The organism is Paracoccus caeni (assembly GCF_016629665.1).
In the GTDB taxonomy this organism is placed as follows: Bacteria; Pseudomonadota; Alphaproteobacteria; order Rhodobacterales; family Rhodobacteraceae; genus Paracoccus; species Paracoccus caeni.
Genome location: NZ_JAEPRQ010000005.1, coordinates 120,655 through 142,680, shown reverse-complemented (window position 1 = coordinate 142,680; position 22,026 = coordinate 120,655). Strand labels below are relative to the sequence as shown.

Below are 22,026 nucleotides of genomic sequence, written 5' to 3'. Positions count from 1 at the left end.
CGGCTGGTGCCCGCATGGGGCCGGGAAAGATCGCGATGTAGGGCGGGGGTGCCGATAAATCAAGCGGGCGGGACGCCTTGACCTTGAAGCGTGTGACGCCTATTCACCGCCTGATTCAGACAGAGGTGCCGACATGGCCAAAAAACCGACCGCCTGCCTCGTGCTTGCCGACGGCACAGTCTTCTACGGCCAGGGCTTTGGCGCAACCGGCGAAACCGTCGCCGAGCTGGTCTTCAATACCGCGATGACCGGCTATCAGGAGATCATGACCGATCCCTCTTACGCCAGCCAGGTCGTCACCTTCACCTTCCCCCATATCGGCAATACCGGCATCACCCCGGAAGATGACGAAGCTGCCGATCCGGTGGCCAGCGGCATCGTGGTCCGTTGGGATCCGACCGAGCCGTCGAACTGGCGCGCGGCAGGCGATCTGCCCGACTGGATGGCGCGGCGTGGCCGTATCGGCATGGGCGGCGTCGATACCCGCCGCCTGACCCGCGCGATCCGCCAACTGGGCGCGCCGCATGTGGTTCTGGCCCATGACCCGGACGGCAATTTCGACATCGAGGCAATGATCGCCCGCGCCCGCGACTGGCAGGGTCTGGTTGGGCTGGATCTGGCCAAGGTCGTCTCTTGCGCGCAAAGCTATCACTGGGACGAAGGTGCGTGGGAATGGGCCAAGGGCTTTGCCGCGCGGACCGAGGACAAGCCGTTCAAGGTGGTGGCGCTGGATTACGGCGCGAAACGCAATATCCTGCGCTCGCTGGTCAGCTATGGTGCCGATGTGACCGTGTTGCCCGCGACCGCCACGGCCGAGGACGTTCTGGCGCATGAGCCGGAAGGCGTGTTCCTGTCGAACGGCCCCGGCGATCCCGAGGCGACCGGCGAATATGCCGTGCCGATGATTCAGGAATTGCTGAACCGCGACATGCCGATTTTCGGCATCTGTCTGGGCCATCAGATGCTGGCGCTGGCACTTGGCGCGAAGACGGTAAAGATGGGTCACGGCCATCACGGTGCCAACCACCCGGTCCGCGATGTCGAGACCGGCAAGGTCGAGATCACCTCGATGAACCACGGTTTCGCGGTGGACAGCCAGACCCTGCCCAAGGGCGTGATCGAGACGCATGTCAGCCTATTCGACGGCAGCAATTGCGGCATCCGCATGGAAGATCGTCCGGTCTTTTCGGTGCAATATCACCCCGAGGCCGCGCCGGGCCCGCAGGACAGCCTGTATCTGTTCCAGCGCTTCACCGATTCGATGCGCGCCCGCCGCTGAAGGCTGAGATTAGACATCGCCCGAGCTTAAATCGGGCGATGACGCCCTCAGATCACGCTTAACCTGTTCTTAACTCGCGCCATGCAACCTTTGGTCGATCCACAAGGGAATCGCCCATGGCCGAGATTGCGCGCCTGCCGAATTCGACCGCTCGCCGTCCGGCGCAGGATGATGACTCGTCGGCGAAAATGGTCGCCCGGCTTGCATCGCACAATCAGCGACAATTGGGACGAATGTTGCTGGAGGACGAGGCAGTCGATCCCGGCAACCTGCTGAAAGCCGTGGTCATGCGGCAGCGTCAGAATGTCAGGCTGGGCCAGATCCTGTTGTCGCAAGGCTGGGTCACGCCCGAGGCGCTGCTGCGCGCCCTGACCCGGCAGTGGCGCACCTCGGCCATTGACCCAATCCAATCCCCGCCCGACCCGCGCCTGATTGATGCGCTTGGCGCCGAATTCTGCCTGCGCCATGGCATCCTGCCTTGGCGACGGATCGGCGGTGTCACTTGGGTCGCAACCGCGCGGCCCGAACATTTCGAAGCCCTGACCCCACAGTTTCCGGCTTCTTTCGGGCAGGTCCGCATGGTGCTTTGCAGCGATGAACAGGCGCAGTCGGGCGTTCTTGCAACCCGCCGGATCGCCTTGACCCGCCGCGCCGAACTGCGCGTCCCGGCCGAGGAAAGCTGCCGCACAAGGAACGAGGCGCGGACCGGACAGATCGCAATGGGGCTGATCGCCCTGATGGTCGCGGGTCTTTGCCTGACGCCGGTGGCGGTGCTATCGGTCCTGACGATCTGGGCGACGATCAGCCTGATCGCCCAAAGCGGGCTGAAGCTGGCGGCGTTCCGTGCCACCTTGGCCAAGAACGCCGAGGATCAGGCGCTGCGCGAAGCGTTAGCCAGCCGTGCGGTCGCCGCGCCCGAGATGACCGGACCGCTGCCGCTGATCTCGGTCATGGTGCCTCTGTTCAAGGAAAGCGATGTGGCGGGCAAGCTGGTCGCGCGGCTGGCGCGGCTGGATTATCCGCGCGAGCTGACCGATATCCTGCTGGTGATCGAGGCCAGCGATCAGGTCACCCGCAAGGCGCTGGACGGTGCCACCCTGCCCGGTTGGATCAGGGTCGTGCAAGTGCCCGATGGCCCGGTGCAAACCAAACCGCGCGCGCTGAACTATGCGCTGAACTTCTGCCGGGGCGAGATCATCGGCATCTGGGATGCCGAGGACCGGCCAGACCCCGATCAGCTTCACAAGGTCGCCCGACGCTTCCACTTCGCGCCGCCGGATGTGGCCTGCCTGCAGGGGGCGCTGGATTACTACAACCCGCGCACCAACTGGCTCGCCCGCTGCTTTACCATCGAATATGCGACATGGTTCCGGGTGCTGCTGCCCGGCGTGGCGCGGCTTGGGCTGGTGGTGCCGCTGGGCGGGACGACGCTGTTTTTCCGCCGCCAGCCGCTGGAAGATGTCGGCGCGTGGGATGCGTGGAACGTCACCGAGGATGCCGATCTGGGCGTCCGTCTGGCCCGTCGCGGCTGGCGGACCGAGATCATCGATACCACCACCGACGAAGAGGCGAATTGCCGCGCCCTGCCCTGGGTCAAGCAACGCTCGCGCTGGCTCAAGGGTTATGCGATGACCTGGGGCGTCCATATGCGCAAGCCGGTCGTGCTGTGGCGCGAACTTGGCGCGTGGCGTTTCATAGGCTTCCAGATCCAGTTTTTCGGCGCGCTGTCGCAATATTTGCTGGCCCCTGTCTTGTGGAGCTTCTGGCTGCTCAGCCTTGGCCTGCCGCATCCGTTGCGCGCACCGCTGCAGGATGTTCTGGGCGGATATGCGACGGTTTTGCTGTTCGGAACCTTCATCATCTCGGAACTGATCAGCATCGCGGTGGGCATGTGGGCGGTGCGCGGCAAGAAGCATCGTCATTTGCTGGCCTGGGTGCCGGGGATGCATTTCTATTTCCCGCTAGGCTGTCTTGCCGGTTGGAAGGCGATTTACGAGGTGGTTGTGAAGCCGTTTTACTGGGACAAGACGGCGCATGGCATCTATGACGCGACCGAGGGACAGCCGGTGGTGGTGATGCTCGAGGGCACGGCTACCGTAGAGTTTCTGGGCCAGATCGGCGAGGCGCGTCCGACCGAAGATGCAGCAAATTGCGATATGTGGCCGGTTGCGGCGGCTGCCGAAAACGGCACCGGCACGGCACCATTGGTGGCAAGTGAGCGAGCGACTGCCTGAAGGCGACACACCGTTGGGCCGGGACAGAGGAGCGGGCCTTACTTCCCGCTCTCGTGCGGTGGCAGCAGAGCGTCGATCATCCCGGCAGCCAGCTTCACCTTTCGCGCAAGCTCATCGGTCAGCGCGTCGAGTGTCGGCTGCCCCGTCTCGCGCAGCAGAAGCTCTTGCCCACCACGGCCCAGCTCGTCCAGATCCAGCGGCTTTGCCGTCAGTAATCGCCCAGAGGCCTGCAACCGCCACAGGAACCGCCAGGCCGAGGACAGGCTGTCGGCCGTCTCGGCATCGATCAGCCCGGCCCGTCGCGCCGCTCGTAATTGCGCCAGCGTTGATCGCGCCGGATCGCCCGCCCGAAGCGCTAGGCTTTGCGCCGTCAGGTCGATATCCTGCAATCGCCCCGGTCCGACCTTCGCTTCCCATGCGCCATCGGTCGCTTTCGCCGCGAAAATGCGCGTCCGCATCTCGGCCAGATCCGGCAGCACGCGGGCATCGCCGCCGCGTTCCTTGAGGATCCGCAGCCGTAGCGCCTCGACATCGGCGGACAGCCCCTCGCCATCCGATCCCGTCGCGGCAACGACACGGGCGCGGGTCAGGGCCAGATGCTCCCATGTCCAGGCCTCGGTCATCTGGTAATTCTCGAAGCTCTGGATCGAGGTCGCGACCGGCCCTTGCCGCCCGGAAGGGCGCAGCCGCATATCCACCTCGTAGAGCCGCCCCTCGGCTGTGGGTGCAGAGATCGCGGTGATCATCGCCTGCGTCAGGCGTGAATAATAGGCGCGCGTCGCCAGAGGCCGTTTTCCGTCCGAACTGTCCTCGCCCGCGGCGTCGTAGATCACGATCAGATCGAGATCCGAGCCGGAATTGAGGTTCCGCGCGCCAAGCGACCCCATGCCCAGCACCACCGCCCCCCGACCCGGAGGGGCTCCATGACGCAGGGCGAAATCCTCGGCGGTGATCGGGAACAGCGCGGCGATGCAGGCATCGGCCAGATCGGCATATTGCAACGCGGCTTCATCCGCATCGATCAGCCCGCGCAGATGGTGAACGCCGATGCGAAATTCCCATTCATGCGCCCAGCGACGGGCAGTATCCAGCGCCTGTTCATACCCGCCGCCCGGACTGGTGAGCATGGATTGAAGGCTGGCGGTCAGCGCATCGCGCAACCCCGAGGCCCCCGGCCAAGGTGCGAAGAAGCTGCCGCCCAGAACCGCGTCCAGCACCGCCGAATGCCGCGCCAGATAAGAGGCAAGGCCCGGCGCGGTGCCGCAGATATCGACGATCAGGTCGATCAATTGCGGATTGGCCTCGAACAGCGCGAAAAGCTGCACCCCCGCGGGCAGACCCGACAGAAAGCTGTCGAACCGGGCCAGCGCATCCTGCGGATGGCCGGTGCGGGCCATGCGGGACAGAAGCTCTGGCTCGACCCGCTTGAAAATTTGCTGGGCGCGGGCGGAACGCAGCGCCGGATAGGACTGCCAGCGCGAGATGATGGTACGGGATTCCTCGGACAGATCGGGGCGATCCGGGGTCTCGCCGGGCGCGAAGAAGGATTCGGTCAGATCGTGGACCCGCTCCAACCGCGATTTCAGTCTTGTCTCGAAGGCGTCGGGATCGCCCTCGCCCATCATGGCGGCGATGACCCGCAGCCCCTCGGCATCCTTTGGCAGAGAATGGGTCTGAGCATCGTTCACCATCTGGATGCGATGCTCGATATCGCGATGCTCGCGGTAATGGGCGGTCAGTTCCTCGGCCACTTCGGGCGGAATCCAGCCCTTCGCGGCCAGCGCCGCAAGGCCGCCGACCGTATCGCGAAGCCGCAGATCGGGGTCGCGACCGCCAGCGATCAATTGGCGGGTCTGGGTGAAAAATTCGATCTCGCGGATGCCGCCACGCCCCAGCTTCATATTGTGACCCGGCACCGACAGCTTGCCGCCCAGCCCCTTATGGTCGCGAATCCGCAGGCGCATGTCATGGGCGTCCTGAATGGCCGCAAAATCCAGATGCTTGCGCCAGACGAAGGGGCGCAGTTCGCGCAGGAAACGCTCGCCCGCCTTGATGTCGCCCGCCGCCGCCCGCGCCTTGATGAAGGCGGCGCGTTCCCATGTCCGGCCCTCGGCCTCGTAATAGGCCAGCGCCGCGGCGGTCGAGATGCAGACCGGCGTCACCGCCGCGTCCGGGCGCAGGCGCAGGTCAGTGCGGAAGACATAGCCGTGTCCGGTCACGTCCGACAGCGTCGCGGTCATCTTGCGGGTGGCACGAATCAGGGCGGCGCGCGCCTCTTGCTGGTCGGCATCGGCATAGGCGGTTTCGTCGAAAAGAACGATCAGGTCGATGTCGGAGCTGTAATTCAGTTCGCCCGCGCCGCCCTTGCCCATGGCCAAGGCGAAGATGCCACCGGCATCGGCCTGGGTCTCGGGCAGCTTTCCGCGCCGCTGCTCATGCGCGACATGGACCCGCAGCGCCAGATCGACGGCGCGATCCGCAAAATCCGACAGCGCGCCGGTGACCTGCTCCAGCGGCCAGACACCGCCCATATCGGCCAAAGCGGTCATCAGCGCGATGCGACGCTTGGCCCGGCGCAGGGCGATGGACAGGTCATCCGGTGCAAGCTCTTCGAAACCCGCCGTCTCGCGCGCCACAACATCGTCGTGATCAAGAGCTTCTGGCAGCCATTCCGCCTCTTTCGCCAGCAACCCCGCCAGATAGGGACTACTGCCTGCGGTCGCGGCGATCAGATCGACAACCGGCCCCGGCAGTCCGGTGAACAGGCCCGCCAGATCGGCGGCGCGGGCGCTATCGGCGGGGATCGGATGGCGGGTGATGCGGCTGCTGAAATTCATGCCGGGAACAGTAGCCATTGCCTTTGTTGCGTCAACGACCCAGACACCGAAATATCGATGAAGGCTTTAATCCTTTCCCGGCTTTCCCTGTGCAGGAATCGTTGTTAGGCTTTGCCCAGTTCAACCATGAGGCGCAGTCGGACATCGTTTCCCGCATGATCAGTCCCGTTATGCCATTCTGTCGCGTGGTGTGTTCCTGATGCGGCACACTCTTCCCCACGCGCCACAGTTCTATGTCACGGCTCCGCAGCCCTGCCCGTATCTGCACGGCAGGGCCGAGCGCAAGCTGTTCACGGCCTTGCACGGGGATAACGCGACCGAGCTTAACAATGCACTGTCGCGGCAGGGCTTCCGGCGTTCGCAAAACGTGTTGTATCGGCCAAGCTGCGAAAGCTGCGTGGCCTGCATGTCGGCGCGAATAAGGATCGCGGATTTCCATCCGTCGCGGACGCAGCGGCGGCTGAAGCGGCGCAACGACGATCTGCGCCGGATCGCCACCAGCGCCTGGGCCACGGAAGAGCAGTTCGAACTGTTCCGCATGTATCTGGACAGTCGCCACACCGATGGCGGCATGGCCGACATGGATATCTTCGAATTCGCCGCCATGATTGAGGAAACCCCGGTCAAGACCCGGGTGATCGAGTATCGGCGCGATGGCGGCAATCCGGGGGCAGCGAAAAGCGATGACGATCTGGTCGCGGTTTGCCTGACCGACGTTCTGGATGACGGGCTGAGCCTTGTTTACAGCTTCTATGATCCGGCGATGCAGGCGGCCAGCCTTGGCACCTATATCATTCTGGATCACATCGAGATCGCCCGTGCGGCCAACTTGCCCTATATCTATCTGGGTTACTGGGTGCCGGGCAGCCGGAAGATGGATTACAAGGCGCGGTTCTCGGCGCTGGAGATCTATAAGGGCGGGGTCTGGCAGAATATCGGCGATCCGCAGAAACACTCGAACGAAGCGCATCCGCTGTCGGTCGATCCGATCATCGAACAGGTGGCGCGGATCGCGCTGCCGCAGTTTGATCGGTAGCCGGGCACGCAATACGCCCGACCAAATCACGCAAGATAATTTCAAATTTCGGCATCACAGCGTTACTTTCTCCAGAATGCCCATTGACCCTTTCCGGCGGTCTCCATAGTTTGCGCCGACGCGCGGGCGGGATTCTGTCCGGGTGGGGTTAACTTAATGGAGTAAGAGACATGTCCCGAATGATGACGGGTGCGAGAATGGTTGTCGAAGCGCTGCGCGATCAGGGCGTCGATACCGTATTCGGCTATCCGGGCGGGGCGGTACTACCCATTTATGATGAAATTTTTCAGCAAAACGACATCACCCATGTTCTGGTCCGCCATGAACAGGGCGCGGTTCACATGGCCGAAGGCTATGCCCGCTCGACCGGGAAACCCGGCGTCGTTCTGGTTACCTCTGGCCCCGGCGCGACCAATGCGGTCACCGGGCTGACCGATGCGCTGCTGGATTCGATCCCGATTGTCGTTCTGTCGGGTCAGGTTCCGACCTTCATGATCGGCACCGATGGCTTTCAGGAGGCCGATACCGTCGGCATCACCCGCCCCTGCACCAAGCATAACTGGCTGGTGAAGGATACGGGCAAGCTGGCCGAGACGATCCACAAGGCGTTCCATGTCGCCACCTCGGGCCGTCCGGGTCCGGTTCTGGTCGATATTCCGAAGGATGTTCAATTCGCGACCGACGAATATGTCGCGCCGACCGAGGTCGAGACAAGCCGCTATCAGCCCGAGCGCAAGGGCGATATCGGCGCGATCACCCGTCTGGTCGAACTGATCGAACAGGCAGAGCGGCCGATCCTTTATACCGGCGGCGGGGTCATCAATTCGGGGAACGAAGCCAGCAGGTTGTTGCGCGAACTGGCGGATTCGACCGGCTTCCCGATCACCTCGACGCTGATGGGTCTGGGCGCCTATCCCGCCTCGGGCAAGGGCTGGCTGGGAATGCTGGGGATGCACGGTCTTTACGAGGCCAATCTGGCGATGCATGGCTGCGATCTGATGATCAATATCGGCGCGCGCTTCGATGACCGGATCACCGGGCGGCTGGCCGATTTCAGCCCCGGCTCGATCAAGGCGCATATCGATATCGATCCGTCCTCGATCAACAAGGTCATTCAGGTCGATGTGCCGATCGTCGGCGATGTCGCCTCGGTTCTGGGGCAATTGCTGGAGGTCTGGAAGGCGCGCGGGTCCAAGGTCAACAAGGCTGGTCTGGGCAAGTGGTGGGAACAGATCGAGGGCTGGAGAACCAAGAACTCGCTGTTCTACCGCAACAGCGACACGATCATCAAACCGCAATACGCCCTGCAGCGCCTGCAAGAGCTGACCAAGGACCGGGATCGCTACATCACCACCGAGGTCGGCCAGCACCAGATGTGGGCGGCGCAATTCCTGCATTTCGATGAACCGAACCGCTGGATGACTTCGGGCGGGCTTGGCACGATGGGCTATGGCCTGCCGGCCTCGGTCGGGGTGCAGATGGCGCATCCCGAGGCGCTGGTCATCAATGTCGCGGGCGATGCAAGCTGGCTGATGAACATGCAGGAAATGGGCACGGCGGTGCAGTTCCGTCTGCCGGTCAAGCAGTTCATCCTGAACAATGAGCGGCTGGGCATGGTCCGGCAATGGCAGCAATTGCTGCATGGCGAGCGTTACAGCCAAAGCTGGTCGGACAGCCTGCCCGATTTCGTCAAGCTGGCCGAGGCTTTCGGCTGCAAAGGCGCGCAGGTCCGCGATCCGAAGGATCTGGATGCGGCAATTCAGCAGATGATGGATTATGACGGGCCGTTCATTCTGGATGTGCTGGTCGAAAAGCATGAGAACTGCTTCCCGATGATCCCGTCAGGCAAACCGCATAATGAAATGCTGCTGGGCGACGCCGAAACGCAAGACGCCATCAAGGCCGAAGGCGCAGTGCTGGTCTGAGATCGTCGCGGGGGCGCCGCCCCCGCACCCCCGCGGTATTTCTGCAACGAAGAAGGCAGAACCATGAATGCTTTGAATATTCAAAAAGGTGCGTCGAGCCATTCGGCCTACGACCTTCGCGACCCGAATGCGCAGATCGAGGAAAGCCATACGCTGGCGGTTCTGGTCGAGAACGAGCCGGGCGTGCTGGCCCGCGTGATCGGGCTGTTTTCCGGGCGCGGCTATAACATCGACAGCCTGACCGTGGCCGAGGTGGATCATACCGGGCACCGCTCGCGGATCACCGTTGTCACCCGCGGAACGCCGGGTGTGATCGTGCAGATCAAGGCGCAGCTTGGCCGTATCGTGCCGGTGCATGAGGTTCACGACCTGACCGCCGAAGGTCCGGCGGTCGAACGGGAACTGGGCCTGTTCAAGGTTCGGGGTCAAGGCGACAAGCGCGTCGAAGCGCTTCGCATCGCCGAAATCTTCCGCGCGAATGTGGTTGATTCAACGCTGGAAAGCTTTGTTTTCGAAGTGGTCGGCACTCCGGCGAAGCTGGATGCCTTCGCCGATCTGATGCGTCCGCTGGGCCTTGTCGATATGGCCCGCACCGGGGTCGCCGCGCTGGCACGCGGCGCCTGAACAACGCGACTTAGCGCGCGGCGCCGACCCGCCAGGCTGGCGCCCGCGCGATCCGATCCGTCGGCTCGACATCGCTTGAAGCGACAAGACGCAGATGGGATTCTCTGGACGCAACCGGCTGCGCCTTCAGCATCTCACCCAGATCCGGCCTGCCATTTTCTGACACCATCGCGACATGACGCGCATATCGCAGCGCGCCGACGATCTCGCTTTCCAGTTCGACCAGATCGCCCGGCCCCGGCCAGGTCTGCGGATCGGTCAGACTGCTTCTTCCCTGAAGATATGCCAGCGATGCGTGATCCTCACACCAGATGACCGCTTTTTCGCGGTCCTCGCTGCTCCAGACAATGACCCCAATCATTACGCTTCTTACTCCCCCCCGATCACCCGAAGGCAAGCGGTCTTTGTCAACATGCTTGATCATTTTATTGTTATTTGTACGGACTAAAGCAGAAATCCGCCGTCATGCCAGCCTTTTTTTACAAACTGTGCATTTTTTTCAGCCCCGCGCCCTATTTAGCCGACGCTAACGATAACACAGAACCCGTCCGGGGCGGAATGATTAAATCAAGCAACTCGATTTATGAAGTCGTTAAGGGCCGCATTCACATTTACCGCTCGAATCACACAGCGTGAATCTGTGGATCGCCGTTCAGTGCGCGCGACCGCTGCGCACATCCTCGACCGCGCGGCGAACCTGCGTCAGACGCTCGGCGCGCGGCGGGTGTGTGCCAAGGATATGATTGCCGGGATCGGGAAGCCGCTCGAAGAAGCGTGAGCCGTTGACGGGATCGAAGCCCGCATTCAGCGTCATGATCGCACCCAGATAATCGGCCTGCAGTTCCCAGTCCCGCGAATAATAGCGCGACCCGACGGAGGCGCCGATGCGCTGCGCGGTCTCGATCGCCGAATCGTTGCCGCCATAGACCGAGGCAAGGCTGCCCAGAATGACGGCACCTGCCGCCGCCGCCCCGGCCTTGCGGTCGAGATGGTTCAGAACATGGTGCGAGGCTTCGTGGCCGACGACAAACGCCACCTCGTCACCGTTGCGGGTGGCCGCGATCAGCGACAGCGTCATGCCGATGATCGGGCGACCGCTGGCATCGATGGTCTGGAAGGCGTTCGGCTCCATCCCCGGGCGGTCATCGACGACGAACTGGAAATCGCAATTGATCGGCTGCGTGCGGCGTTGCAGGCATTCGCGTTCGACCGCAGGCTCCATCCGGCGCATCACCTCGACGAACATCCGTGCCGCAGATTGCGGCGAGCCGTCATTGGTCAACACCGGCGCGGGCGTCGTTGGCAATGGTGTTCCCGCAGGCGAATTTGCCTGCTGCATCGATCCGGGCGCGCAACCGGCTACCGCCAGCGCACCCACACAAAAGACCCACGCAATCCTACTCATGAAGATAATGCCCCTGCTCGCCTGCCCGGTCCCGAGATTTTTTCGCGCGGTTCGACCGAGTCAGCACAGCTTATCTTTAGCCGAGGGCGTGCGCAAATACTGTGGCTTGCTCCCGGCGCAACTTCACGCAAATGTCGGGAGGTGAAAGGAGAACGCCATGTTCACCATCGAGCACGACTTCGACGCCAGCATCATCACGCTGATCGATGAGGCAGAGCCGAACACCCGTCCGCTGAACGAGGATATCGTGATCCTGACCTTCGACGACCGTGTCGTCGTTGAACAGATGAGCCCCGACGGAGACGAGGTTGTCCGCGTCACGTTCACCATGCATCAGTTGGCCGAACTGCGGCTGGCGCTGAACCTGCCAGAGGGCAATTATCGGATCGAGCAGCAGAGCTAATCCAGCCGCACCAGCTTGTCTCGGGCACTGGCACCGCGAACCAGCACCAGACGCGATTTGGCCACGCCCAGCGATTTCGCCAGCAGTTTGAGGACTGCGGCATTCGCCTTGCCATCCTCGGGCGCGGCGGTCACCTGCACCTTGATCCTGCCGGTTTCGTCCAGCGCGATCTGATTTCGGCGGGCTTTCGGGGTGACCCGCAAAGTAAATTCAGCGCCGGAGACGGCAAGATGCGAAAGATCGGTCATGATGGCAGCATCGGGGCGCGCGCCCTGCCCTGCAAGCCCCGGCTTGCACCCGTTTCGCCGGTCTGTAAAAACTCCGGACAAGGATCGCCGAGGCGGAAGGAGAACGGGATGGAACACCGAAACGAGGCAGCGCTGGAATTTCTGGGCAGCCGCCGCTCGCATCCGCCGAAGCTGCTGAAGGCACCGGCACCGGGTCGCGACGAAATCCTGCGCTTGCTGGAACTGGCCGCGCGGGTTCCCGATCACGGCAAGCTGGAGCCGTGGCGGTTCATCGTCCTTGGCCGCGAGACGCTGGACGGGCTGGCCCCGCTGCTGCGCGCGCAGGCATTGAGCCTTGGTCAGGATGAGGCAGCGGCGGACAAAGCGGCCTCGGCCCTTGCATCGCCTGTGATCGTCGCGGTGGTGTCCTCGCCCGTCGAAAGCCCCAAGGTTCCGCAATGGGAACAGTTCCTGTCGGCAGGCGCGGTCTGTCTTGGGTTGGTGAATGCGGCGCTGGCCTCGGGTTGGGGGGCTGCGTGGCTGACCGGGCTGGTGGCGCTTGATCAGGACTTTGGCCGCGCACATCTGGGCCTTGGCGCTGAAGAGCGGATCGTCGGCATGGTTCATATCGGCAGCCGCGGCGACACCCCGCCGGAACGGCCGCGCCCCGATGTCACTGCCCGGACAACCTGGCTGTGATGCAGGCATTCCGCGCATTGGCGCTTGGCTGGGGCGACCTGCTGCGACCCCGCATCCTGCGGCTGGTGCTGATCGGGATCGCGCTGACGATCCTGCTGTTCATCCTGCTGCAGACCGGACTTTTCTGGGTAATCCGCGCTTTTCTGCCGGGGGATTTCGCCTTGCCGTGGATCGGTGCCATCGATCTGGGCAATGCCCTCTCATGGGGATCGCTGGCGCTGTTTCCGCTGATGGGGTTTTTCCTGATGGCCCCGGTTGCGGCTGGCTTCGCCGGGCTATTTGCCGAAAATGTCGCCGAGGCGGTCGAGGAGATCCACTATCCCGACCGGCGCGGGACATCGCTTAGCATCCTTGACGGGCTATCGGAATCAATTGCCCTGATGGCGCTGGTTCTGCTGGTGGCGATCCTGTCGCTGCTGCTGACGCCGGTTCTGGGACCGCTGGCCCCGGTCCTGTTCTACGCCGTCAATGGCTGGCTGCTGGGGCGAGAATTCTTTCAGATGGCGGCAAGGCGGCATCTGTCAAAACCGGACGCGGCGGCCCTGCGCAAAGCATATGCGGGCCGGATCGCCTTTACCGGCATTCTGGTCGCAATCGGGCTGAGCATCCCGCTGGTCAATATCGCCGTGCCATTGCTGGCGGCGGCGGCATTCACCCATCTCTTTCATCTGGTCAGCGGAACAGCCGGTCGAAATTCGCCACATCTGCGCGGGTGATCACCCCGCCAAGGATGATCCAGGCCAGCACCGCCCAGATCGCCGCAGCGATCAGCGTGGTCCACAACGCTTTCCGTTTGAAATTCAGATCGGCGGGCGCACCGGCATGGGTGCCGGGCACGATCTCGCCCGCATCCTGCTGACTGCGCTGCCCGATCACCACGACGATGAACAGGGTCAGGAACCACAGGATCGCATACATGACGACAGCGCCGGTCAGGTTCATCAGATTTGCTCCAGTTCGATCAGCGTGCCGTTGAAATCCTTGGGATGCAGGAACAGCACAGGCTTGCCATGGGCACCGATCTTCGGATCGCCGCTGCCCAGAACGCGCGCGCCTTCGGCCTTCAGGCGGTCACGGGCGGCGATGATATCCTCGACCTCGAAACACATATGGTGGATGCCGCCCGAGGGGTTCTTGTCCAGAAATCCACGGATCGGGCTGTCGTCGCCCAAGGGGTAAAGCAGTTCGATCTTGGTGTTGGGCAGTTCGATAAAAACCACGGTTACACCGTGATCCGGCTCGTCCTGCGGCGCGCCGACAGTCGCGCCCAACACATCCGCATATTGCGCCGACGCCGCCGCCAGATCAGGCACGGCAATGGCCACATGGTTCAGACGTCCGATCATCACACTCTCCCTGCTGATGTCGTTTTAACGGCACCGACCGGGGAACGGAAGGAAAACCGGGGCTGGATTAACCCGATCTTAGAGAATCGCTGCTTCACTGAGGGTCAGACAGGTTCAGACGGGGACAGCAGAATGCTGACGGAAACGGGACAAGGATCGCAGGAACATTTCCCGCTATGGCGAGCGGCGATGCCGGGACGTCCGCTGACGGGACTGACCGTGCTGATGGTAGAAGATTCGCGCTTTTCCAGCGAGGCGGTGCGGCTGCTTTGCCTGCGATCAGGCGCACGGATCAGGCGGGCGGATTGCCTGCGCTCTGCCGCGCGGCATCTTCAGACCTATCGGCCGACAGTGGTTCTGGTCGATATGGGACTGCCTGACGGCGACGGGGCCAGCCTGATCCGGCAGATTGCCGCGACCTCGCCCCGGGTGCCGGTCATCCTTGGGATTTCGGGCAATCCCGATCTGGTCGATGCGGCGATGGCGGCGGGGGCGGACGGTTTTCTGGAAAAGCCGATCGAAAATCTTGCGGTGTTCCAGCAGGCGATCCTGTCCGTCCTGCCAGAGGCGGCGCGGGCGACGGGCCTGCGGGTGCTGCCGGACGACGTGATCCAGCCCGATCCCTCGGGCCTGCGCGACGATCTGGCGCATGTGGCAGAGATCCTTTCAAACGCGCAGGACACGACCGAGATCGACTATATCGCCCGCTTTCTTGCCGGGGTGGCGCGCTCTGCGCATGACAAGGCGCTGGAACAGGCAGCCACGGCGCTGGCGCAGGATCATCAGGCGGGGCACGCCCTTGCGACCGATCTGGCCCGCATCAGCGGCATGGTGCATGACCGTCTGGCGCGCGTGGCGACGCTGTAAGGTTCAAAGCGCCGGGTCGCGGCGGCCCGGCAGAGCAGCTTCGGTCAGCACGGACAAACTTTGCCGCTGGCTTCCATCCGGCCCGAAATTGTCGGGCGCCAGCCATGCCGCATAAGCAGGGGCCAGCGCCTGCCAATCGGCATCGGTGATCGCAAACCATGCCGTGTCGCGATTGCGGCCCTTGATGATCATGTGCTGCCGGAACGTGCCCTCATAGCTGAAACCAAGCCGCAGCGCGGCCCGGCGCGACGGCAGGTTCAACGCGTTGCATTTCCATTCAAGCCGTCGGTAACCATTCTCGAAAGCCCATCCGACCATCGCCATCAGCGCCGCCCCCGCCTCGCGGCTACGCTGCAATTCCGGCGTCAGCAGGATGTTCCCGATCTCGATCACGCCATTCGCAGCTTCGATCCGCATGAAGGACGCATACCCAACCGTCTTATCGTCCTGCTTTCGAATGATCGCGTAAAAGCAGGGATCGGCAGAGCTTTCCGCCCCCTTCATCCAAAGCCGAAACGATGCCTCATCGGCGAAAGGCCCGATCGGCATGTAATCCCAGACCCAGTCCTGCCCCTGCTGCGCTTCGAATATCTGGGCAGCATGTCGCGCGGCAGAAAGACGCTCGAAGCGGACCGGACCGGCATCGAACCCGGCCTCACCCGGCAGAACCGCCTGAACCGTTTCGACCTGTTCCCCCAAGCTGCGCGCGGTTGCGGACATTGATGCCTCCTGACTTTTGGTCAGGCGAGAATGCCCGGATTGTCGCCCATGTCCAGATCGGGGAAGACCGCGCGTTCAAGAATGTCATTCTGAACGTTGAACAAATCATGCATCGCCCAAGCCGCATAGGCACGAATATCGCGCAGCGGCATCAGGTCGCGCCCGGCATACAGATCGGATTCGCGCAGCCCCGGCCAGTCGCCCAAGGCGCGTCCCCCGCGAATGGCGCCACCTGCCATCAGCATCGCCCCGCCGGTGCCGTGATCGGTCCCGCCGCCGCCATTCTCGCGCACGGTGCGCCCGAATTCGGTCATCGCCAGCACGGTTGTCCGCCCCCAGTTCGCGCCAAGCCCTTCTTTCAGCGTCAGGATCGCCGCAGCCAGCCTTTGCATCGGCCGCTGCAACGTCTTTTCCTGCTGCGCGTGACTGTCCCAACCAGAGATCGAGAAAGAGGCGATCCGCGTCTCTTCGTTCAGCCGGGCAGCAGCGAACTGGGCAATCGCCCTTGCATCACGGGTCGGCCCGCCGGGTTCATTCACAGCCTCGATCCCGTCCGAGATGATCTGAACCGCCTGACTACCGGCTTCGCGAAACAGCGGATCGTCATGCCAGACATGCTGCAACAGACGCTGGCCCTGCGGGCTAAGCCGGAATTGCGTGGCCGGTGACCAGCTCCGGGTTGCTGCCGGACCCTCGAGGATCCGCATCTCATCCAGCCCGACCGAATAGGCGGTATGCGATTCGACGCCGGGCATGTTCTGCAGCAGCCGGTTCAGCCAGCCATCGCGCTGCGCACGCAGGGGCATGTCGGTGCCCGACCCCGCCTCAAGAATGTCCTGACCGTCGAAATGGCTGCGCTTGTCGCGGTAAGGCGTCGAAACGGCGGGAACGAAGCCAAGCTCGCCCGCCTTCCACAACGGCATCAGATCGCCAAGCGCGGGATGCAGCGCGAAGAAGCCGTCCAGATCATGCGCGCCGTTCTGCGGACCGACCGATAATTTACGACGAAGTTGCGCAAGTTCGGGATCGCCGTAGGGTTGGAACACGTCCAGCCCATCCATCGCCCCGCGCAGGATGATGACGACCAGACGGTTATCGCCCGGAGCAGAGGCAAAGGTGATGCTGCTGAGAAACGGATGCGCTGCGGCGGAACAGCCCAGCAGCGCGCCGGATTTCAGAAACAGGCGTCGTGACAGCATGATGTCACCTCCGGTTGAATTCGGCCGAGGCCAGAACCACGGCGATACCTTCGCGCGCATTCTCAGCCTTGGGGACGGCCCATTGCAGCGCCTCGGACGCGGCATCGCCAAAGGCTGCGTGCATCAAATCACGCGGATCGGGCATATCCTTGCGCAGGCGTGGCAACTGCCGGATGATCCAGTCGGTCCGCGCGGCGATGCCCTGCGGCGTCGCCCATGCCTGCGCCTCTTCCGGCCAGCCGTCAGGCCCGCGCGGCTGGCTCCATGGCTGGCCCATCGCGGTCAGACCGCGCATCAGCCAGCCCCGCACCTCCTGCTCGGTCAAGGCCATCACGTCCGGGCCATCAAGCCCGATGGCGCGAAGCGAAGCGACCATGAAATCAAGCGGTTGGCGAACCTTCTGCCGCAGATGCGTCTCAAGCTCGGGGGCTTCGGCAAGGGTCAGGTTCATCGCCGCAAGGTCGCCCTCGGTATCCGCGAAAACCCGGGTCAAACGATCGACAAGCGGTTGCGGCGGGTCGTCGGCGATGAAATGAACCGCCATCTTGCGGGCGATATGGGCCGCCGTCGCCTCATGCGCGGCGAGATGCGCGATGACGGCGCGGATATCTTCCAGCCGCGCCGGTTCCTCGCCGCCATAGTCAACGCCCAGCACCGTCTCTGCCCCCGGCTCGGCGCGTCCGGGAAGGAAGATGCGCGGCGAGGCGGGATCATAGTAAAGCCCGGTCAGAAGGCTGGCCAGTTCGCGCACATCCTCTTGCGAATAGTCGGCGGTGACGCCCAGCGAATGCAGTTCAATCATTTCGCGCGCAAGGTTTTCGTTCAGGCCCAGATTGCGGTTAGGCGCGCGCTGCGCCGCCCTCGAATTCGGCCCGACCGAGCGTTGCTGATCCAGATACAAGACCATCGCCGGATGCGTTTCGGCGGCAAACATCATGTCACCGAATTTGCCGGTGATATGCGGGCGGATCGCCTCGGTCACCATGGCGGATGAGGTCAGCGTCTCGATCCCGTTGCCCGCGCGCACGGTAAAGTGGTCCGCCCAGAACTGCACCAGCCGCTCACCGAAACCGCCGGGATCACGGACCGCGCGGGCAAGGCGGCGTTTCACCTGACGCGCCCCGCGTGTCAGCGTCTCGCGGCTCAACGCGCGCTGCTGTTCCAGCCGGTCATCGGCGTTCTCGTCCCGGATCGCCTTCACCTGAAGCTGCACCTGACGCGCAACATCCATGGTTATATCGCCCGATTTCGGCCCGGCCTCAGCCACAGTCGCGACCAAAGCCTGCGGGTCGGCAGGCGATTCGATCACTGGCGACAGCCCGTAACCCAGCCGGATCGCGGCAAGTTTGGAATAGTCCAACATCAGCCCTCTGGCTTGTCCCGCGAGAAAATCATTCCTCACGGGGTTTATGCCATAGCGGGCGAGTCGGTGTCAGATCACTCTTTCGGCAAGACCCGAAGGCGCAATTCGCGAAGCTGTTCGTTCAGCGGCTCGGACGGTGCGCCCATCATCAGGTCTTCCGCGCGCTGGTTCATCGGGAACATGATCACTTCGCGGATGTTCTGTTCATCCGCCAGCAGCATCACGATCCGGTCGATCCCCGCAGCGCAGCCCCCGTGCGGCGGCGCGCCATAGCGGAAGGCCTTGACCATGCCGCCAAAGCGCTTCTCGACCTCGGATGCCGGGTAGCCCGCCAGTTCGAACGCCTTGAACATGATCTCCGGCTTGTGGTTCCGGATCGCGCCCGAGATCAGCTCATAGCCGTTGCAGGCGAGGTCATATTGATAACCCTTCACCGTCAGCGGATCGCCGTTCAGCGCGTCCAGCCCGCCCTGCGGCATCGAGAACGGGTTGTGGCTGAAGTCGATCTTGCCGTCGTCGGTTTTCTCATACATCGGGAAATCGACGATCCAGGCGAATTTGAACTGGTTCTCGTCGGTCAACCCAAGCTCGCGCCCGATTTCATTGCGGGCACGACCGGCGACGGCCTCGAAATGCTCGGGCTTGCCGCCAAGGAAGAAGGCCGCATCGCCTTCGCCAAGGCCAAGCTGGGCGCGGATCGCCTCTGTCGGCTCGGCGCCGAGCGCCTTGGCAATCGGGCCAGCAGCCTCGGTCGAGCCATCCTCGGCCTTGCGCCAGAAGATATAGCCCATGCCGGGCAGACCCTCTTTCTGGGCATAAGCGTTCATCCGGTCGGCGAATTTGCGGCTGCCACCGGTCGGGGCGGGAATGGCGCGAACCTCGGTCCCGTCCTGTTCCAGCAGTTTGGCGAAGATGCCGAAGCCGGAGCCGCGGAAATGATCCGATACGTCCTGCATCTCGATCGGGTTGCGCAGATCGGGCTTGTCGCTGCCGTACTTCTGCATCGACACCGCATAGGGAATGCGCGGCCAGTCGGCATCGACGGCGCGACCGCCGCCGAATTCCTCGAACAGGCCCTGAATGACCGGCTGGATCGCGGCGAAAACATCTTCCTGCTCGACAAAGGACATTTCGAGGTCGAGTTGATAGAAATCGGTGGGCGAGCGGTCGGCGCGCGGATCTTCGTCGCGGAAGCAGGGGGCGATCTGGAAATAGCGGTCGAAGCCCGCAACCATGATCAACTGCTTGAACTGCTGCGGTGCCTGCGGCAGCGCGTAGAATTTGCCCGGATGCAGACGCGAGGGGACAAGGAAATCGCGCGCGCCTTCGGGCGAGGATGCGGTGATGATCGGCGTCTGAAACTCGGTAAAGCCGGTGTCCCACATGCGGTTGCGCAAGCTGCGGATCACCTTGGACCGCAGCATGATGTTGTTGTGCAGCGACTCGCGGCGCAGATCGAGGAAGCGATAGGTCAGGCGCGTTTCCTCGGGGTAGTCCAGATCGCCGAAGATCGGCAGCGGCAGCTCGTCTGAGGGGCCAAGCACTTCCAGATCGGTCGCATAAACCTCGATCTCGCCGGTGGGCAGCTTCGGGTTCACCAGCGAGGCATCGCGCAGTTTCACCCGGCCATCGATACGGATCACCGTTTCGGCGCGCAGCTTCTCCATCGTGGCAAAGACCGGGCTGTCGCTGTCGGCCAGCACCTGCGTCATGCCGTAATGGTCGCGAAGATCAACGAACAGCACGCCGCCGTGGTCGCGCACGCGGTGGACCCAACCCGACAAACGGACGGTTTCACCGGCATTGGCGGCGGTCAGATCGCCGCAGGTATGGCTGCGATAGGCGTGCATCATCATTCCCCTTCCGGGCCTCTTGTTCCGGCACGCATCAAGCGCGGGATGGGCCGGAAGTCAACCGCTCAGAAGGGGCGCACGACGTTGCCGGACCAGAAATAATAGCCCATCCCGACCGAGAACAGCATATTGCCCGCCAGCGCATGCAACACCCAGGCCGATGCAAAGCCGCGCCAGCGATAGGCCAGCGCAAAGATCAGCCCGCCGACAAAGGTCATGATGCTGACGACGAGGCTCCAATACATCAGATGCGCGAAGCTGAAGATCGCAGCATTCGCCAGAATTGCGATGCGCGGTTCGTGAAACAGCGAGCCGTAGCGGTGGAAGAACAGCGCCCGGAAGATCAGCTCCTGCGGCAGCGCCGAGAGCAGCGGGTAAAGCACCCAGATCACCCCCAGAAAACGCAGGCGGGCGGGTGTCGGCTCAAGAATATAGTCGGCATTCGTGGCGCTCATCAGGCTGTAGCCGAAAACCCCGACCGCGAGGGTGAAAAGCGCGGCGAAAAGCCAGCCGACCCTGCTCCACCCGCGAACCAGCGTGCGCCAGTCGAACCTGCCGGTTCGCCACAGCAGCAACAGGCCAGCGATGGTGAACAGAAACAGCGCGCTGAACATCTGCCGCGGCGGCAGAAACAGCGCAATAGCCAGCGGCGCCCCGATATAGAGCGCCGCGAACTCGATCCTCAGCCAGAGGTTTGATCTTAACGTGTCAGTCGCGTCTGCAACCATCTTGCCCAATCCGCCCTGGACCCCGCGAAGGCGTTCAGGTCCACATCGCCCCGGATCCCCGGCACGATGCCGGTTCCGGTATATTGCCAGAAGGCCCAACGCTGGCCCGGATAACGCACGCGCGGATGATCCGCGACCGAACGCAGCCAGAATTCGGCCCGCATGTCGCCCAACTGGTTATCCCTGTAGAAATCGACCGTCGTGTAAATGATCGGACGCTGTCCATAGTGGCGGCCCACGATATCCATAAAGATCGACGCTTCCCGTTTCACCTCTTGCGGGGGCGGACGGCGCGGACAGGTCCGCGAATTGGTCCATTCCAGATCGATCACCGGCGGCAGCGAACCGATCTCGCGCGGGACGTTGCGGATGAACCATGCGGCCTGTTCCGCGCCTGAACGGCAGAAGTAGTAATAGTGATAGGCGCCGCGCGGGATGCGCGCATTCGCCGCCTCGCGCCAGTAGCGCTGGAAGTTCGGATCGCTGTGATCGGCGCCTTCGGTCGATTTGATGAAGGCGAAGCTGATCCCGGCCCCGCGCACCTGATTCCAGTCGATATGGCCCTGCCAGCGGGAAATATCGATCCCGTGGACCTGATGGCCGTAGGGGCTGCCCGACGACCATGCATGGGGCTGTGAATCGCCCAGTTGCGGATTGGCCCCCGGCCCCGGTGCCGGCCCCCGCGCCGGAGTCCGGGCGCAGGCAACCGCCAGCACCAGCATGAACCCCAGCAGAAATTTCGTGAAAATTCGCATCCTGTCCTCGATCGTCTGCCCGATGACGCTTTCCGCGCCTTAACACTGGTTATCGCAAAGACGTGAGCAAAAGTCACCGGGCCGTGACGCTCACGTCTGCGTCATGATCTGATTGGGCGAACCGGCGCAAAGGGCGTGTCGAAAGGGGTGTCGCAAATGCAAAACCCGGCCTTCGAAAAGGCCGGGCTAAATCCGTCGTCGATGCTGGAAAGCTCAGTTCGTGGCGGGTGCCGTCTCTTGATCGGTCGGTGCCGCATCATCGGGCGCAATCTGAGGTTCTGCTGCACCATCAGTGCCTTCTGCGGGCGTCAGGGTGGTTCCGGCGGGCGGCTCGGTCGTGGCGATGCCGTCGTTCTGCTCATCCGCTCCGGGGCTGAGAATCAGAAAGGCCAGCACCGCGACGACCAGCGCGATCACGATGGCGATGATCGCGGGCCGGTGGCGGCGCGCCTCTTGCGGCACATTCGGTTCATTGCTGGACATGGCGCTTTCCCTTTCGGTTGCCCGAACCCAACGGCAGCGCCGC

Annotated in this window: 22 protein-coding genes; 9 read left to right on the top strand and 13 right to left on the bottom strand. The window is 63.2% G+C overall.

The genetic code is table 11. The features are described 5' to 3' along the window. Nucleotides 1-133: 133 nt before the first annotated feature. Both carA and JJJ17_RS14150 read left to right on the top strand, forming a co-directional pair. A complete protein-coding gene (carA, locus tag JJJ17_RS14155) occupies nucleotides 134-1,279 on the top strand; it encodes a glutamine-hydrolyzing carbamoyl-phosphate synthase small subunit (RefSeq protein ID WP_200687519.1) in 1,146 nt (381 codons plus the stop codon). A 116-nt stretch (nucleotides 1,280-1,395) separates the two neighbouring features. After that, nucleotides 1,396-3,513: a glycosyltransferase gene (locus tag JJJ17_RS14150; RefSeq protein WP_234464109.1), complete on the top strand. Its 2,118-nt coding sequence runs from the start codon at nucleotides 1,396-1,398 to the stop codon at nucleotides 3,511-3,513. A 38-nt stretch (nucleotides 3,514-3,551) separates the two neighbouring features. On the opposite strand, the gene JJJ17_RS14145 is transcribed toward JJJ17_RS14150, so the two are convergent. Beyond that, on the bottom strand, nucleotides 3,552-6,350 hold the full coding sequence (locus JJJ17_RS14145) for a [protein-PII] uridylyltransferase family protein (protein ID WP_200687692.1): 2,799 nt from the start codon (nucleotides 6,348-6,350) through the stop codon (nucleotides 3,552-3,554). Between the two features lie 199 nt (nucleotides 6,351-6,549). Here JJJ17_RS14145 and JJJ17_RS14140 point away from each other — a divergent pair, with 199 nt between their 5' ends. The 3 genes from JJJ17_RS14140 (at nucleotide 6,550) to ilvN (ending at nucleotide 9,935) form a co-directional block, all read left to right on the top strand. After that, entirely contained in the window at nucleotides 6,550-7,386 is an 837-nt protein-coding gene (locus JJJ17_RS14140; protein WP_200687517.1) for an arginyltransferase, read from the top strand. Between the two features lie 170 nt (nucleotides 7,387-7,556). Continuing rightward, nucleotides 7,557-9,311: an acetolactate synthase 3 large subunit gene (locus tag JJJ17_RS14135; RefSeq protein ID WP_200687515.1), complete on the top strand. Its 1,755-nt coding sequence runs from the start codon at nucleotides 7,557-7,559 to the stop codon at nucleotides 9,309-9,311. 63 nt (nucleotides 9,312-9,374) lie between these two features. Beyond that, entirely contained in the window at nucleotides 9,375-9,935 is a 561-nt protein-coding gene (gene ilvN, locus JJJ17_RS14130) for an acetolactate synthase small subunit (RefSeq protein WP_200687513.1), read from the top strand. Nucleotides 9,936-9,945: 10 nt separating this feature from the next. Here the strand turns inward: ilvN and JJJ17_RS14125 are convergent, their stop codons facing one another. Together JJJ17_RS14125 and JJJ17_RS14120 are read right to left on the bottom strand one after the other, a co-directional pair. Further along, complete coding sequence (locus JJJ17_RS14125) at nucleotides 9,946-10,296, bottom strand: hypothetical protein (RefSeq protein WP_200687511.1); 351 nt, start codon at nucleotides 10,294-10,296, stop codon at nucleotides 9,946-9,948. A gap of 291 nt (nucleotides 10,297-10,587) precedes the next feature. Continuing rightward, a complete protein-coding gene (locus tag JJJ17_RS14120) occupies nucleotides 10,588-11,241 on the bottom strand; it encodes a M48 family metalloprotease (RefSeq protein ID WP_234464108.1) in 654 nt (217 codons plus the stop codon). Between the two features lie 256 nt (nucleotides 11,242-11,497). Between JJJ17_RS14120 and JJJ17_RS14115 the strand changes: the two genes are divergently transcribed. Next, a complete protein-coding gene (locus JJJ17_RS14115; protein ID WP_200687508.1) occupies nucleotides 11,498-11,743 on the top strand; it encodes a hypothetical protein in 246 nt (81 codons plus the stop codon). Here the strand turns inward: JJJ17_RS14115 and JJJ17_RS14110 are convergent. Beyond that, on the bottom strand, nucleotides 11,740-11,991 hold the full coding sequence (locus JJJ17_RS14110; RefSeq protein WP_200687506.1) for a DUF167 domain-containing protein: 252 nt from the start codon (nucleotides 11,989-11,991) through the stop codon (nucleotides 11,740-11,742). The genes JJJ17_RS14115 and JJJ17_RS14110 overlap by 4 nt on opposite strands. Before the next feature lie 108 nt (nucleotides 11,992-12,099). On the opposite strand from JJJ17_RS14110, the gene JJJ17_RS14105 reads away from it, so the two are divergent. Next, on the top strand, nucleotides 12,100-12,669 hold the full coding sequence (locus JJJ17_RS14105) for a nitroreductase family protein (RefSeq protein ID WP_200687504.1): 570 nt from the start codon (nucleotides 12,100-12,102) through the stop codon (nucleotides 12,667-12,669). Continuing rightward, nucleotides 12,669-13,385: an EI24 domain-containing protein gene (locus JJJ17_RS14100; protein ID WP_200687502.1), complete on the top strand. Its 717-nt coding sequence runs from the start codon at nucleotides 12,669-12,671 to the stop codon at nucleotides 13,383-13,385. Before JJJ17_RS14105 ends, JJJ17_RS14100 begins: the two co-directional genes overlap by 1 nt. On the opposite strand, the gene JJJ17_RS14095 is transcribed toward JJJ17_RS14100, so the two are convergent. Continuing rightward, complete coding sequence (locus JJJ17_RS14095; RefSeq protein WP_200687500.1) at nucleotides 13,342-13,611, bottom strand: DUF1467 family protein; 270 nt, start codon at nucleotides 13,609-13,611, stop codon at nucleotides 13,342-13,344. The two genes, JJJ17_RS14100 and JJJ17_RS14095, sit on opposite strands and share 44 nt — an antisense overlap. After that, nucleotides 13,611-14,015 carry a methylmalonyl-CoA epimerase gene (mce, locus tag JJJ17_RS14090; protein ID WP_200687498.1) on the bottom strand — a complete coding sequence of 135 codons (405 nt, stop codon included), beginning with the start codon at nucleotides 14,013-14,015 and terminating at the stop codon, nucleotides 13,611-13,613. Before mce ends, JJJ17_RS14095 begins: the two co-directional genes overlap by 1 nt. A gap of 132 nt (nucleotides 14,016-14,147) precedes the next feature. On the opposite strand from mce, the gene JJJ17_RS14085 reads away from it, so the two are divergent. Next, nucleotides 14,148-14,882, top strand: a complete 735-nt coding sequence (locus tag JJJ17_RS14085) for a response regulator (protein WP_200687497.1) — start codon at nucleotides 14,148-14,150, stop codon at nucleotides 14,880-14,882. A 3-nt stretch (nucleotides 14,883-14,885) separates the two neighbouring features. Here the strand turns inward: JJJ17_RS14085 and JJJ17_RS14080 are convergent, their stop codons facing one another. The 7 genes from JJJ17_RS14080 to JJJ17_RS14050 form a co-directional block, all read right to left on the bottom strand. Then, complete coding sequence (locus JJJ17_RS14080; RefSeq protein ID WP_200687495.1) at nucleotides 14,886-15,602, bottom strand: GNAT family N-acetyltransferase; 717 nt, start codon at nucleotides 15,600-15,602, stop codon at nucleotides 14,886-14,888. A 20-nt stretch (nucleotides 15,603-15,622) separates the two neighbouring features. Further along, entirely contained in the window at nucleotides 15,623-16,801 is a 1,179-nt protein-coding gene (locus JJJ17_RS14075) for a DUF1501 domain-containing protein (protein ID WP_200687493.1), read from the bottom strand. A 4-nt stretch (nucleotides 16,802-16,805) separates the two neighbouring features. Next, nucleotides 16,806-18,164, bottom strand: coding sequence for a DUF1800 domain-containing protein (locus JJJ17_RS14070; protein WP_234464107.1), 1,359 nt, complete (start codon nucleotides 18,162-18,164; stop codon nucleotides 16,806-16,808). A gap of 74 nt (nucleotides 18,165-18,238) precedes the next feature. Continuing rightward, complete coding sequence (aspS, locus tag JJJ17_RS14065) at nucleotides 18,239-20,014, bottom strand: aspartate--tRNA ligase (protein ID WP_200687689.1); 1,776 nt, start codon at nucleotides 20,012-20,014, stop codon at nucleotides 18,239-18,241. 68 nt (nucleotides 20,015-20,082) lie between these two features. After that, entirely contained in the window at nucleotides 20,083-20,745 is a 663-nt protein-coding gene (locus tag JJJ17_RS14060; protein WP_200687491.1) for a CPBP family intramembrane glutamic endopeptidase, read from the bottom strand. After that, entirely contained in the window at nucleotides 20,718-21,500 is a 783-nt protein-coding gene (locus JJJ17_RS14055) for a glycoside hydrolase family 25 protein (RefSeq protein WP_200687490.1), read from the bottom strand. Before JJJ17_RS14055 ends, JJJ17_RS14060 begins: the two co-directional genes overlap by 28 nt. Before the next feature lie 213 nt (nucleotides 21,501-21,713). Further along, nucleotides 21,714-21,983, bottom strand: a complete 270-nt coding sequence (locus JJJ17_RS14050) for a hypothetical protein (protein WP_200687488.1) — start codon at nucleotides 21,981-21,983, stop codon at nucleotides 21,714-21,716. Nucleotides 21,984-22,026 lie beyond the last annotated feature (43 nt).

What these genes read in the sequence shown, in the direction of transcription:
- ilvN (WP_200687513.1), top strand. Translation starts at nt 9,375, where the DNA reads ATGAATGCTTTGAATATTCAAAAAGGTGCGTCGAGCCATTCGGCCTAC.
- JJJ17_RS14140 (WP_200687517.1), top strand. Translation starts at nt 6,550, where the DNA reads ATGCGGCACACTCTTCCCCACGCGCCACAGTTCTATGTCACGGCTCCG.
- carA (WP_200687519.1), top strand. Translation starts at nt 134, where the DNA reads ATGGCCAAAAAACCGACCGCCTGCCTCGTGCTTGCCGACGGCACAGTC.
- JJJ17_RS14150 (WP_234464109.1), top strand. Translation starts at nt 1,396, where the DNA reads ATGGCCGAGATTGCGCGCCTGCCGAATTCGACCGCTCGCCGTCCGGCG.
- JJJ17_RS14110 (WP_200687506.1), bottom strand. Translation starts at nt 11,991, where the DNA reads ATGACCGATCTTTCGCATCTTGCCGTCTCCGGCGCTGAATTTACTTTG.
- JJJ17_RS14145 (WP_200687692.1), bottom strand. Translation starts at nt 6,350, where the DNA reads ATGAATTTCAGCAGCCGCATCACCCGCCATCCGATCCCCGCCGATAGC.
- JJJ17_RS14080 (WP_200687495.1), bottom strand. Translation starts at nt 15,602, where the DNA reads ATGTCCGCAACCGCGCGCAGCTTGGGGGAACAGGTCGAAACGGTTCAG.
- JJJ17_RS14070 (WP_234464107.1), bottom strand. Translation starts at nt 18,164, where the DNA reads ATGTTGGACTATTCCAAACTTGCCGCGATCCGGCTGGGTTACGGGCTG.
- JJJ17_RS14050 (WP_200687488.1), bottom strand. Translation starts at nt 21,983, where the DNA reads ATGTCCAGCAATGAACCGAATGTGCCGCAAGAGGCGCGCCGCCACCGG.
- JJJ17_RS14115 (WP_200687508.1), top strand. Translation starts at nt 11,498, where the DNA reads ATGTTCACCATCGAGCACGACTTCGACGCCAGCATCATCACGCTGATC.
- mce (WP_200687498.1), bottom strand. Translation starts at nt 14,015, where the DNA reads ATGATCGGACGTCTGAACCATGTGGCCATTGCCGTGCCTGATCTGGCG.
- JJJ17_RS14075 (WP_200687493.1), bottom strand. Translation starts at nt 16,801, where the DNA reads ATGCTGTCACGACGCCTGTTTCTGAAATCCGGCGCGCTGCTGGGCTGT.
- JJJ17_RS14125 (WP_200687511.1), bottom strand. Translation starts at nt 10,296, where the DNA reads ATGATTGGGGTCATTGTCTGGAGCAGCGAGGACCGCGAAAAAGCGGTC.
- JJJ17_RS14105 (WP_200687504.1), top strand. Translation starts at nt 12,100, where the DNA reads ATGGAACACCGAAACGAGGCAGCGCTGGAATTTCTGGGCAGCCGCCGC.
- aspS (WP_200687689.1), bottom strand. Translation starts at nt 20,014, where the DNA reads ATGCACGCCTATCGCAGCCATACCTGCGGCGATCTGACCGCCGCCAAT.
- JJJ17_RS14135 (WP_200687515.1), top strand. Translation starts at nt 7,557, where the DNA reads ATGTCCCGAATGATGACGGGTGCGAGAATGGTTGTCGAAGCGCTGCGC.
- JJJ17_RS14085 (WP_200687497.1), top strand. Translation starts at nt 14,148, where the DNA reads ATGCTGACGGAAACGGGACAAGGATCGCAGGAACATTTCCCGCTATGG.
- JJJ17_RS14095 (WP_200687500.1), bottom strand. Translation starts at nt 13,611, where the DNA reads ATGAACCTGACCGGCGCTGTCGTCATGTATGCGATCCTGTGGTTCCTG.
- JJJ17_RS14100 (WP_200687502.1), top strand. Translation starts at nt 12,669, where the DNA reads ATGCAGGCATTCCGCGCATTGGCGCTTGGCTGGGGCGACCTGCTGCGA.
- JJJ17_RS14060 (WP_200687491.1), bottom strand. Translation starts at nt 20,745, where the DNA reads ATGGTTGCAGACGCGACTGACACGTTAAGATCAAACCTCTGGCTGAGG.
- JJJ17_RS14055 (WP_200687490.1), bottom strand. Translation starts at nt 21,500, where the DNA reads ATGCGAATTTTCACGAAATTTCTGCTGGGGTTCATGCTGGTGCTGGCG.